Source organism: Aeromicrobium sp. (genome assembly GCF_036676885.1).
Classification (GTDB): domain Bacteria; phylum Actinomycetota; class Actinomycetes; order Propionibacteriales; family Nocardioidaceae; genus Aeromicrobium.
In genome coordinates this window covers 1-11,346 of the sequence record NZ_JAKFCB010000067.1, presented here as the reverse complement: position 1 = coordinate 11,346, position 11,346 = coordinate 1, and the positions used below count along the sequence as shown (strand labels likewise).

The following is an 11,346-nucleotide window of genomic DNA, read 5'->3' as shown; positions in this document are numbered from 1 at the left end:
CCCCATGTCCGACATCACCCGGTACGACCGCGACCTCGGCGGGCCGTACGGGGCCTGCGATGCGTTCCGCGACTCCGTGCTGCGCGAGGCCGAGCGGCGCAAGCCCGACGCCGTCGTGATCGCGATGAGCCGTGGGTCAGGCGGCAGCGTCGCGGTCGACGACGAACGCGTCACGGGCAGCGAGGCGGTCGCCCGGTCCACGAAGGGCATGAAACGTACGATCGACCGCCTGCACGATGCCGGCGTCGCCGTCGTCCTCGCGGACTCGCCCAACCGGGCGCCCTTCATGCCCACCTCATGCCTCGCCAAGGAGCGGGACTCCCGGGAGTGCACGTTCCGCGCCAACCGGCAGGTCTCGATCATGCAGACGACGGTGCGGGCGATGCCTGATGTCGAGCTCGTCGAGGCCAACGCGACGGTGTGCCCCGACGGCACCTGCCACCCGGTCGTCGGCAACGTCGTGGTCTACCGCGACAAGGTCCACTTCACGGCGACCTTCGCCAGGACACTCGCCGACGAGTTCACCAAGGCCATCCGCAAGGCAACCTCTGGCTAGACGATCAGTCACCGTGGGGCGGCACGACGAGAACCGGTATGTGGCTGTGCCCGACGAGTCCCCGGGACACCGAGCCGCTCGTCATCCGGTGGAATGTCGCGGCGAAGCCCGCGCCGTGGGTGCCGACCACGATCATCAGGGCCCCGTTCTCCTCGGCCACCGTGGCGAGCAGGTGCACCGGATCGCCACGCCAGGCGTAGTAGGTCCAGCCCTGGGTGTGGTCGTCGACGACAGCGCGTACGTGCTCCGCCGTCCGGGTCAGGTTCGTGCTGGAGGCTGACTCCCAGTCATCACCGTCCGGATCGACCGGGTAGTCGCGCAGGTCGACGACGTGGACGACATCGAGGTGGGCACCAAGCCGGCGGGCGAGATCGATCGCGAAGACGAGCGCCACCTGACTCTGCGGCTCTTCGTCGAAGCCGACCACGATGTGGGTGTCCGACTCACGTTCAGGATGTGACTCGTAGACCCGTATGGGCTCCGGGTGCGCGACCCTGTGACGGTGGGGTCCTGGGTCTGCTCCAAGGCCGTTGGGACTCATGGCTCTCACCCGATTCGATCTCCTTCGATGCTGCGCCCGGCCCTTCTTGGCGTCAAGCACGACGACGGCCCGACCTGCGCGGCTTAGAATCACCTCCATGCTTTCCCCGGAGTCCGCGCTCACCTTCGCGGTCGCATCGTTGCTGCTCATCGTGCTCCCCGGCCCGAGCGTGCTCTTCGTGGTCGGTCGCTCACTCTCTCTCGGCCGGCGCGGTGGCCTGCTCAGCGTGGCCGGCAACGAGCTCGGCGGGCTGGTGCCGATCGCCGCCGTGGCCCTCGGCATCGGCGCGCTCGTCTCCGAATCGATCGTCGCCTTCACGGCGGTCAAGATCGCCGGCGGCGCGTACCTCATGTATCTGGGCCTCCAGGCGATCCGGCATCGCCGCGCTCCGGTCGACGAACCGACCAGCACCCCCACATCCGGGGCGCGCCTGCTGTGGCAGGGCTTCGTCGTCGGCGCGACGAACCCCAAGACGATCGTCTTCTTCGTCGCTGTCCTCCCCCAGTTCGTCGACCCCGACCGGGGCGGCATCCCGGGTCAGATCCTGATCCTCGGGCTGATCTTCACCGTGATCGCCTTCGCGTGCGACTCCGTCTGGGCCGTCGTCGCCGGGACCGCACGCGCCTGGTTCGCCCGCTCGCCCCGCAGGATGTCGCAGATGAACGCGACCGGCGGAAGCATGATGATCGGCCTCGGCGGCGGCCTGCTCTTCGCCGGCAACAAGAGCTGACGCGGATCGCTCAGGAGGTCCGCGGGGTGGCGCCGGGAGTCACCAGTCCGGACTCGTAGGCCAGCACCACGGCCTGCACCCTGGAGGCGACACCGAGCTTGGCCAGCACCCGGTTCACATGCGTCTTGACCGTCGCCGGCGCGACGAACAGCTCCTTCGCGATCTCGTCGTTGGAGAACGCGTGCGCCATCAGCACCAGCACCTCTCGCTCACGTTCGGTGAGCGCCGCGAGCTCGTCAGGCACGCCGTCGTACGGCGGGGGCCTGCGCAGGTGCTCCTCGATCAGTCGGCGGGTCAGCGCGGGTGCCAGCAGTGACTCGCCGGCGGCAACGGTCTCGACCCCTGCGACCAGCCGATCCGGCGGGGTCGCCTTGAGCAGGAAGCCCGCCGCCCCAGCCTTCAGCGCCTCGTAGACATAGCGGTCCAGGTCGTACGTCGTCAGCACCAGCACCCGGCTCTCCACACCGGCCCGGGTCAGCTCGCGAGTCGCGGCGATCCCGTCCATCACCGGCATCCGGATGTCCATCAGCACGACGTCCGGCTGGGTGCGGTGCACGACCTCGACGGCAGCTCGCCCGTCGCCCGCGGAGCCGACCACCTCGCAGCCACGTGCCTCGAGGACCAGCTGGAGCCCAGAGCGCACGAGCTCCTGGTCGTCCGCGATCACGACCGTCGTCATCGCGGCTCACCGCCGATTGCACATGGGAGGACGACGTCGAGGACGAACTCGCCGTCCCTGGTCTCGTGGCTGATCCGGCCGCCGAGCAGCGCCACCCGCTCGGCCATGCCGAGGAGCCCGAGTCCGCTGCCGGACGGCACGCCGCGCCCCACCCGGTTGGTGGCCCGGATGTGCAGACCCGTGGGCGAGCCGTTGACGCTCAGCGCGGCCGCGTGGTCATCGCCGTACTTCAAGGCGTTGGTCAGCGCCTCCTGGACCACCCGGTACGCCGACACGTCGACGCCACCCGCCAGCGGCTCAGCCGGCAGCTGGATCGACGCCTCGACGTCGAGGCCCCCGGCGCGGAACGTCTCGAGCAGCGTGTCCAGGTCCGCGAGGCCCGGTGCGGGACTCAACCCGAGCTCGTCGGCGTCGTCCCGGATCAGGTGCAACAGCCGCCCGGTCTCGGCAAGGGCATGCCGGCCGGTGTCGGCGATGGACTCGAGCATCTCGGCTGCCCGATCGGGGTCGGTGCGGACCAGGTCCTGGGTGGCAGCGGTCTGCACCACCATCGCGCTGACCGAGTGTGCGATCACGTCGTGCAGCTCGCGGGCGATCCGGTCCCGCTCGCCGCGGATGGCCTCGCGGCGGATCACCTCCTGCTGCCGCTCGAGCTCGGCGGCCTGCTCCGCGAACGCCCGCGCCAGCCGCCCGAAGACGTACGGCGGAATCATCAGCGCACTGACGAAGAAGATGTCGGTGATGTCGTGCGTCCGCTCGTCTGCCAGGACGTAGTCGCCGGCAAAGGCGAGCAGGATGACCCCCAGGCCGATCAGTCCACGGTAGCTGCCAATCCACCGGGCCAGGGAGTACGACGCGACGACCATGACGAGGATCGGCGCTGCGAGCTCGTCCAGCTGAGGCCCGAACCACGGCAGGCTGAGAGTGGTGAGTCCGGCTGCAACGCAGGCCACCATGGGCCAGCGTCGCCGCCAGGCCAGGGCGAGGCACGATGCAATCTCGACCGCGGCGGCTGCCTGCCACGAATCCGGCCGCAGGGCAACGACCTCGACCAGGCACAGCACCGCCAGCAGGACCGGAACCATCCAGTCCGCCAGCGGTCCAGCCGGTCGCCTGAGCACGTGTTGAGGCTACGCCGCGCGGGGTGGTCAGGGAGTCAAACCAGGGGTGGAGACGACATCGCCCCACGAGTTGACGACGTACGCCGTCCGCGCGGCCACGCTCGACACATGAACCTCACACACACCCAGGAAAAGCGCATCGTCACGTTCGGCTGGATCGCCGCATCCGCCGGTCTGGTCCTCGGGCAGCTGCATGCCCTCTCCCGCTTCGAGACCGAGGACGGCAAGTCCGATCTCGAGCTGCCACTGACCCGGGCCTGGGCGGTGCCCGCGGCCAGGGCAGTCCGGCCGCTGCTCGACTGGGGCGACCCGGACTTCGTGTACTGGAACTACGGCAAGATCTGGCTTCCCATCTTCGTCGCGATGACCCTGTGCGCCGTCGTCGTCCACCGTCACCGTCGGCCCGCCGGCTTCGAGCGCTGGGTCTGGCGGATCACGCTGGCCGGCTACACGCTCACCACGGTGTCGGTCGTGGGTGACTACTTCACGCCGTGGACCGAAGCGTCCTTCATCGTGCTGGGAATGCCCGGCCTGGCGCTGACCGCGCTTGGCTCGACCACGCTCGGCGTACTCCTGCTCAAGCGCGGCTACCGTCCGCGGATCCTCGGGATCGCCCTGGTCGCCTTCATCCCGTGCGTCCTGCTGATCACCGAGATCACCTCGATGGGCAACATCATCCTGCCGATCACGTTCGCCTGGACGTACGCCGCGAGCCGCGTCGTGCAAGCCCGTGCCGCCCATGAATCAGCCACGCCGACCGGCCAGGCACGTCCGGCCCTGAGCTGAAACGCTTCGGTCGTCGTGAAAGATGGCTGCATGCATCAGTTCAGCCAGATCGACGTGTTCGCCTCCGCCATCACCGAGGGCAATCCCCTCGCCGTCGTCCATGACGCCGATGAGCTCACCGACGAGCAGATGGCGGCGTTCGCGCGGTGGACCAACCTCGCGGAGACGACCTTCCTCCTGCAGACGACGAACCCCGACGCGGACTACCGCGTACGCATCTTCAACACGCAGCGCGAGCTCCCCTTCGCCGGCCACCCCACGCTCGGGTCGGCGCGCGCCTGGCTCGAGGCGGGCGGTACGCCCCGGACGCCCGGCGAGATCGTGCAGGAGTGCGGCGCCGGCAACATCCGCATCCGCCAGGACGGCTTGCGGCTCGCGTTCGCCGCTCCCCCACTCATCCGCGATGGTGCTGTCGACGATGCGGACCTCAAGCAGGTCATCGACGGGCTCGGCGTCGACCCCGCTCGCGTCGTCGACGCCAAGTGGGCCGACAACGGTCCCGGCTGGGTCGCCGTGCTGCTCGACAGCGCCCAGACCGTGCTGGACCTCGTGCCCGATCAGTCGCTGTTCGGCGAGAACGACCACGTCGGCGTCGTCGGCCCTCACCCCGCAGGCTCCGACACGGCGTTCGAGATCCGCGCCTTCACCTCCAGCCCCGGCGGCGAGGACCCCGTCACCGGCAGCCTCAACGCCTCGATCGCCCAGTGGCTCATCGGCACCGGCCGCGCACCCTCGTCCTACGTCGCCGCGCAGGGCACCGTCATCGGCCGCCGCGGCCGCATCCACGTCGACCAGGTCGGCGAAGACATCTGGATCGGCGGCGAGACCGTCGTCGGCATCAGCGGGACGGTTGAGCTCTAGATCCATGTGAGGCAGCTTCGACGCGATCGAAATCGCTACAAGGCGTCTGCACGCGAGTTACCCCCCTGGGCGGTGATGAGCGCAGTGCAGGAGTTCAGCAAAGCGTTGCTCATTCCGCTCCGCGCGCCAGTCAGGACGTCAGTGGTGCGTGAAGTGGATGTCCGGCAGGGTGAAGAAGATGCAATGAGCGTGCGTGCTGCCGACGCAGATGGAGTACTCGCCCGGACTGTCCGACTCGGCGCTGGAGACGCTGACTGTCGCGTCGCTCGGAAGGGCCACACCGTGATCGATGAAGACTTGCCGGGGATCGTATTCGGCCTCCTCATTCAACGTCGCGGCGATCTCGCGAAGTCGTGGATGCCCCATCACATGGGCCATCGTCAGCTGGAAGCTGGTGAACTCATCCGGGCCGGTCGCAGGCGTCGTAGGCGTGCTCGGCGTGGTCCCGGTGGATGTGGGTGTCGTGGGCGCATCGGACACGGCAGACCCTCCCTCTGGTCAGTACTAGAAATGGATGTGCGGCAGGGTGATGCTCATGCAATGAGTGTGCTCAGGGCTCGAGACACAGATGATGAAATCCGGCGAGTCTGACTCGGCACCGGAGAAGCTGACTGTCGCGTTGCTTGGCAGGGCAACGCCGTGATCAACGAAGACTTGCCGGGGATCGTGCTCGCCCTCTTGCATCATCACAGCGGCGATCTCGCGAAGTCGTGGATGTCCCAGGACATGGGCCATCGTCGTCTGAAATACGGCGAACTCGTCCGGGACGAACGCGGGCGACGCAGGCGTCGTTGTCGGGGCCCCGGTGGTGGGTGTCGTGGATGCATCGGACACGGCAGACCTCCCTCTGGTCTCGATATGTGCAGCGTCGCACCCGTGATCCGAGGCGGCAATAGTCATGCCTGACTAACCCGAACCGGTCATTTGCGGGCGGGTGGTCGAGCTCTGTCAGTCGTCGCCGCGCCTGTCCCATGTCGCCGCGAAGCCAACGAATTCAACTCCGCGGGGAAGGCGAATGACTTCGTAGGTGACAGGTGGCGTTGGATCCGATGCCAACCGGGCGAGCACGACTTGGTTCGCGTCGTGCTCTGACTCAAATCGGCGAGCCTGAGATTCTCGGCCCCCAATGCTCTATCGGCTTTCCAAAGCGGTCCGTGCAGCCGTCTTCGAAGACGACAGTGCGGCACAACAGTTCGCGACCGACCACCCCGATCCCGACCTCCCTCGAAGCCAGCCCGCTTGACGACGTCCGAGGAGCCAAGGAGTCTCAGCCGGCGGCTTCCATGTTCTTCGTGACGACCTCGAGGGTCTGCTGCAGCTGCTCAGTCGGGCTGAACTCGACGATCTCGGTACCGGCGTAGAGCACCGGGGTGTGACCGGGCGGGACGTAATAGGCATCGCCGGTCTCGAACGACTCCTCGCCAGAGGCGGTCTTGAACGTCACTTTGCCGGCAAGAACGTACCCCCAATGAGCCGCCTGGCACCGGTCGTCCGGCAAGCCCTTGAAGAACTCTGCGAGGTCGGCGTCGGCGGTGTACTTCTCGAAGGCCACCGTGTAGCCCCCTTCGAAGCCCTCCAGGTGCCCCTCATAGCCCTCCACCTCAACGGTTTCCGAAGCGCTTGTCTTCGACGCTTTAGGCATGGTTTCCCGTCCCTTCTGCGGCGTTTGAGATACGAATCCCCTGCAACCATTCACCTCTCCCACAGGTTGCGTGTCAATGGCACCTTTGGATGGACTACGGACTGCAGTCTCTGGGGTGCCAGCGGACAGCGCAGCGACGTCGAGCCCCCTTTTGCCCGCAGGTTGGATCGACAAGCGAGCACCGTGCGCCGTGACGGCGAACTCCCAAAGCACCCGTTCGGGTACACCTAGTATCTGCCCATGCGGTCAACCAGAATCGGCCTAGGGATGGTCGCCACAATGCTCAGCATTGGCATGCTGACGGCCTGTGACAAGCAATATTCGGACGACCGACCATCAGCCGATGCGCTGGGCCACGCCGCCTACGAGGCTGAGTTCGTCACGGACAAGTCCGACATCACCTGCGTTGGTGATCTGCTCTACCACTCTGAGCTCAACGACACATGGCTCAGCCTGATCGTTGATGGGGCGCTTGACCAAGACAGCGAGGCGCGGTTGCCGATCGACGAAGGTGACTACAGTCCGCAGACCGTTGCCTACTACGACGTTGAGTCGAAGATGCTCGACAAATGCGATGTGCATCCGTACCCGGAGCTTGATCGATGGCCAAGCGATCCCGACAAGTTCTACTAAGCGATCAACACAACGAACGCAGGCGAGCCCGCCTGTATTCACCCGCCCCCGGAGCCCGCGTCAATCCGCCGCGAGGCCTGGCCCTTTGCCACTGTGGTCGTCCCACGCCGTGGTCCTAGGCTTCGATAATGAACCGAAGAGGCGCCATTCGAGAATGGCTGAGGCTGGACTATGACGAGCCGCGAACTTCGGGGAGACTCGCACTTCAGGGTGCGATTCTTGGTCTAGTTGGCGGGTTGGCCGGACGCCTGACTTACGACGCTTTGCAGCGTGAGTTCTCCTGGCCAGGGATCATCGGAACGATGGTGGGATGCATGATCGTCGGCATAGGTTGGGTCGTCTTGATGGGTCTCCGGCAGAATGATCGGCTTGGTAACACACGATGATTGAGACCACGCCCGGCTCGGCCAGTCTTGTGTTCACCCACCATCTGCCGCCCCCGACCGGCCCCTGCGTCACTCCGCCGCATGTCGGCGCTTGATGTGACCGGATCCGCCGACGAGCGCATCCGTTCTGAGACCGGTAGGAGGGCGAGTCAGCGGACGCCACTCTCAGCCCGCGGGCGGGCGTCCATGTGTTCGCAGCTCAGCGGCAGTGTTAGCCGCGGCAGACCAGGGACCCGGGAGGTCGATGACGGCCAGCGCGGACGTCGGCAGCGGGACGCTGCGACCAGTCAGGCTTGCCACCAGGTCCTCGAGACCGGGGTTATGGCCAACCAGGACGACAGTCGCCAGCTCCCCGGGCAGCTCCCGCAAGATACCGAGGAGCGAGCGTGCGGAGCCGGCGTACACGCGATCGTCTTCTCGGACCGGCGGAGGGACCGCGAGCTCGGCGGCCGCGAGTCGCCAGGTCTCACGGGCGCGTTCGGCGGGCGAGATCACAGCCAGCTCGATGACGCCAACGTTGTCCGCGAGCCATCGGCCAGCTAGGGGAACCTGACGCCGTCCCCGTCGCGACAGCGGTCGCAGGTGGTCGGGTTCGCCGCCCGACCAGTCCGACTTGCCGTGCCGCAGCAGGATCAGGGTGCTCACGTGCCTGCTCCTCGTGTCATCGAGTCCTGCCGGTCAGTCGTGACCGGAACAGTTCCAGCCGACTGGGTAGTGTGCCACGCATGTCCATCAAACTCGAGAATGTCGGCATCGCCGTCCGCGACCTCGAAGCGACGATCGCGTTCTTCACCGACCTCGGGCTCACCGTCCTCGGCCGCGACACAGTCAGTGGTAGTTGGACCGACACGGCCGTAGGGCTCGATGGCAACCACGCCAACATCGCCATGCTCCAGACCCCAGACGGCAACGGCCGCCTCGAGCTGTTCGAGTACATCCATCCCGACGCGATCGAGACCGAGCCCACTCAACCCAACGAGATCGGCATGCACCGCGTCGCATTCTCGGTCGATGACATCGACGAGGCACTCGAGATCGCCGCACGGCACGGCTGTCACCCGCTGCGCGGCGTGGCCACGTACCAAGACATATACAAGCTCACCTACGTCCGCGGCCCAAGCGGCATCATCGTGATGCTCGCGGAGGAGCTCAACAAGAACTGAGCGCGGACTGAGACTTGCGGACCAGTTGTCCTTGCTCGTGCGGGCCCCTTGCTTCAGGCTTTGGCTCTGCCAAGCCCGCTTCGCCTCGTTCAGCCGCCGCAGCGTCATACCGCCGCTTCACGGCCCACTAGCTCCCAATGCATCTAGTGGGAACATGGCCTCCATGGCATGGCACCCTGATTTCACATCAGCTCCCGCGGAACCCCAACTCGACCCATTCAGGCGAGCCGTTGGGCAACTCGTCCTCAACGGTCGGGTCGTTGGTCATATTGCCACGGAAGTGAGCCAGATCGCTGAGAGGGTCGGCGGTTGGTTCTGGTGGCGTTCTTGGCGGGTTGAAGAGTTTCTCTCCTTAACCGTCACACGACTGACTTCCAATTCGCCGCTGCCCGATTGGGACGACCCATGGTGGTTCCCAGGCGAAGAATCCAATGCTCGTTGGATTGCCGACTTGGCGGAGGGCAGGTACGCCTACCCGGATGTGCGAATCGAGTCAGGCCCGGACATTACCTACGAGGTGCGATGGCTAACTGGCGCCCAGCTCGATGACGCATGGCGCGAGTTCGGCCCCGATCGCCAATGGACTCCGACGACAATTCGGAGATAGATGCGAAGCCCGCTTGCGTCCAGCCGGCGTGTGCCAGTTAGGGAGCTTGAGTCATACCGCCGCGATCGGACTGCCGTGTCAACGCTGCTGGTCAGCCAGGTCGTCGTACACCTTGCGGAAGTAGTCTCTGAGCATCTTGCGGCCGGCCACGGACATCATCATCAGGATCGCCTTGGCCTTGACTGTCTTCGCACTGCGCTCCCACGTGCCGTGGACATCACTGCCTCCGTCCGGCGACGTGGTGGCGACGAGCGTGACGAAGCTGCCCGGCGCGAGGTCGCTGCTGTCCGTCACCGTCCAGGTCACCGTTCCGGGCGTCGACCAGTCATAGGTCTCGCGCGCCCACAGCGTCGGCTTCTCCTGTCCCTCGCGTACGTCGGCCGTGGAGACGCCCACGTCGTACACCTCGTACCAGCGCTCGGACAGCGCCGGCCACCGCTTCGGTCTGGCTGGCGAGAAGTCTGTGAGCAGTTCGACCACTTCATCGGGCGTGGCGCGGGTGTGGAAGTCGAACTCGACCCGGGTGGGCATCGCGATCTCCCGTCGTCCTATCCGCTGCCGATACCGGGACGGTGACGTCGGGTTCCTTGACCCATGCGCCGTCGTCAGGGTTCTCACTCAGCCCCGTGGCGCTTCCACCCGGGTGCGGCTGCAGCGCCGCGGCGGCGCCGCTCGGTCGCTTAACACGCTACTCGCCCAGCGGGGGTCGTACCAGCCGCCGAAGCTTGAGCAGTGCCGCCTCCTGTTCCGTCGGCATTGCGCGTGTCGTACCGCCGCCAGCAGTGCGCGGTTGCGGATCTGCCGATGGGTCAGGCTCGGCGGATTGCTGACTGTAGCTGCTGGCGCGATCATGGGATGTGGACGGCCCGATGGCCTGCAGCGAGACGGATGACCGGAGCGATCCTCATGCCTGAACGTCACATCACGGTGCAACGCCACATGTCCGCGTCCACGGGCTCCGTGTGGGCCCTCTTCGCCGACTTTCCGAATCTCGCGAGCCATTGGAGTGGCCTGCGGTCGACGAGCGCCCTCGGCGACCAGACCAGTGGCGTGGGCGCTCGCCGCCGCGTTCAGCTGAAGCCCATCGGCAGCATGGATGAGACCGTGACCACCTGGGATGAGGGTCGCAGGATCGACACGCAGAATCAGCCAAGCGCGTCGGTGCCGTTCAAACACGCCAGGTCCAAGCTCACGCTGGAGCCAGACGACGACGGGACGTTGGCCACGTTCGACTACCGGTACATGCCCAGGGGCGGCCCGCTCGGCCGATTGACCGGCCCATTGATCGACAAGATGCTGACCGCGACTTTCACCGACATGCTGGCCGCGACCGACAAGGCCGCCCTCGGGAACCAATAGGGAGCGCAGACCCTAGGCGTTCAGCACGTAGATGAACTCCTCGATGCCATCGTCGGGCGCAGGCGCCTTAGCCTCCTCCACGCGATCGCGTCGAAACCCACACTTTTCCAGGACGCGGATCGAGCCCACGTTGTGCATCACGACATGGGCGTACAGCGGCCGGATCGACACTTCGTCCACCAACAGGGCGAGCGCCCGTGTCGCGACGCCGCGGCCCCAGAACTCGCGTCCGACCCAGTAGCCGAGTAGTTGCTGCCCGTTCTCCGGCCAGCTGCCGATGTT

Annotated in this window: 16 protein-coding genes; 7 read left to right on the top strand and 9 right to left on the bottom strand. The window is 66.5% G+C overall.

Annotated features, from left to right (window positions below; all coding sequences use genetic code 11):
• Nucleotides 1-556, top strand: a 556-nt coding sequence (locus V6M46_RS03810; protein ID WP_332662441.1) for an SGNH hydrolase domain-containing protein, incomplete at its 5' end; no start/stop codon positions are given.
• Nucleotides 557-560: 4 nt separating this feature from the next.
• On the opposite strand, the gene V6M46_RS03805 is transcribed toward V6M46_RS03810, so the two are convergent.
• Entirely contained in the window at nt 561-983 is a 423-nt protein-coding gene (locus tag V6M46_RS03805; protein ID WP_332662440.1) for a universal stress protein, read from the bottom strand.
• A gap of 211 nt (nt 984-1,194) precedes the next feature.
• Between V6M46_RS03805 and V6M46_RS03800 the strand changes: the two genes are divergently transcribed.
• Nucleotides 1,195-1,827: a LysE family translocator gene (locus tag V6M46_RS03800; RefSeq protein ID WP_332662439.1), complete on the top strand. Its 633-nt coding sequence runs from the start codon at nt 1,195-1,197 to the stop codon at nt 1,825-1,827.
• A 10-nt stretch (nt 1,828-1,837) separates the two neighbouring features.
• Here V6M46_RS03800 and V6M46_RS03795 read toward each other — a convergent pair whose 3' ends face one another.
• The gene (locus V6M46_RS03795) at nt 1,838-2,506 is read right to left on the bottom strand and encodes a response regulator transcription factor (protein ID WP_332662438.1); all 669 of its coding nucleotides are present in this window, start codon (nt 2,504-2,506) and stop codon (nt 1,838-1,840) included.
• On the bottom strand, nt 2,503-3,627 hold the full coding sequence (locus tag V6M46_RS03790; RefSeq protein ID WP_332662437.1) for a sensor histidine kinase: 1,125 nt from the start codon (nt 3,625-3,627) through the stop codon (nt 2,503-2,505). The genes V6M46_RS03795 and V6M46_RS03790 overlap by 4 nt, the downstream gene beginning before the upstream one ends.
• A 108-nt stretch (nt 3,628-3,735) precedes the next feature.
• Between V6M46_RS03790 and V6M46_RS03785 the strand changes: the two genes are divergently transcribed.
• Nucleotides 3,736-4,413, top strand: a complete 678-nt coding sequence (locus V6M46_RS03785) for a hypothetical protein (RefSeq protein ID WP_332662436.1) — start codon at nt 3,736-3,738, stop codon at nt 4,411-4,413.
• Nucleotides 4,414-4,443: 30 nt separating this feature from the next.
• Entirely contained in the window at nt 4,444-5,274 is an 831-nt protein-coding gene (locus tag V6M46_RS03780; protein WP_332662435.1) for a PhzF family phenazine biosynthesis protein, read from the top strand.
• Nucleotides 5,275-5,412: 138 nt separating this feature from the next.
• Here the strand turns inward: V6M46_RS03780 and V6M46_RS03775 are convergent, their stop codons facing one another.
• The 3 genes from V6M46_RS03775 to V6M46_RS03765 form a co-directional block, all read right to left on the bottom strand.
• Nucleotides 5,413-5,754, bottom strand: a complete 342-nt coding sequence (locus V6M46_RS03775; RefSeq protein ID WP_332662434.1) for a hypothetical protein — start codon at nt 5,752-5,754, stop codon at nt 5,413-5,415.
• Between the two features lie 24 nt (nt 5,755-5,778).
• Complete coding sequence (locus V6M46_RS03770; RefSeq protein WP_332662433.1) at nt 5,779-6,108, bottom strand: hypothetical protein; 330 nt, start codon at nt 6,106-6,108, stop codon at nt 5,779-5,781.
• A gap of 433 nt (nt 6,109-6,541) precedes the next feature.
• On the bottom strand, nt 6,542-6,874 hold the full coding sequence (locus tag V6M46_RS03765; protein WP_332662432.1) for a cupin domain-containing protein: 333 nt from the start codon (nt 6,872-6,874) through the stop codon (nt 6,542-6,544).
• 282 nt (nt 6,875-7,156) lie between these two features.
• On the opposite strand from V6M46_RS03765, the gene V6M46_RS03760 reads away from it, so the two are divergent.
• Nucleotides 7,157-7,549, top strand: a complete 393-nt coding sequence (locus tag V6M46_RS03760) for a hypothetical protein (protein WP_332662431.1) — start codon at nt 7,157-7,159, stop codon at nt 7,547-7,549.
• A gap of 551 nt (nt 7,550-8,100) precedes the next feature.
• On the opposite strand, the gene V6M46_RS03755 is transcribed toward V6M46_RS03760, so the two are convergent.
• Nucleotides 8,101-8,580, bottom strand: coding sequence for a SixA phosphatase family protein (locus V6M46_RS03755; protein WP_332662430.1), 480 nt, complete (start codon nt 8,578-8,580; stop codon nt 8,101-8,103).
• Between the two features lie 80 nt (nt 8,581-8,660).
• On the opposite strand from V6M46_RS03755, the gene V6M46_RS03750 reads away from it, so the two are divergent.
• Nucleotides 8,661-9,098, top strand: coding sequence for a VOC family protein (locus tag V6M46_RS03750; protein WP_332662429.1), 438 nt, complete (start codon nt 8,661-8,663; stop codon nt 9,096-9,098).
• A 685-nt stretch (nt 9,099-9,783) separates the two neighbouring features.
• Here V6M46_RS03750 and V6M46_RS03745 read toward each other — a convergent pair.
• The gene (locus tag V6M46_RS03745) at nt 9,784-10,236 is read right to left on the bottom strand and encodes a hypothetical protein (RefSeq protein WP_332662428.1); all 453 of its coding nucleotides are present in this window, start codon (nt 10,234-10,236) and stop codon (nt 9,784-9,786) included.
• Nucleotides 10,237-10,593: 357 nt separating this feature from the next.
• Between V6M46_RS03745 and V6M46_RS03740 the strand changes: the two genes are divergently transcribed.
• On the top strand, nt 10,594-11,064 hold the full coding sequence (locus tag V6M46_RS03740) for an SRPBCC family protein (protein WP_332662427.1): 471 nt from the start codon (nt 10,594-10,596) through the stop codon (nt 11,062-11,064).
• 12 nt (nt 11,065-11,076) lie between these two features.
• On the opposite strand, the gene V6M46_RS03735 is transcribed toward V6M46_RS03740, so the two are convergent.
• A partial coding sequence (locus V6M46_RS03735; RefSeq protein ID WP_332662426.1) for a GNAT family N-acetyltransferase occupies nt 11,077-11,346 on the bottom strand: 270 nt, incomplete at its 5' end.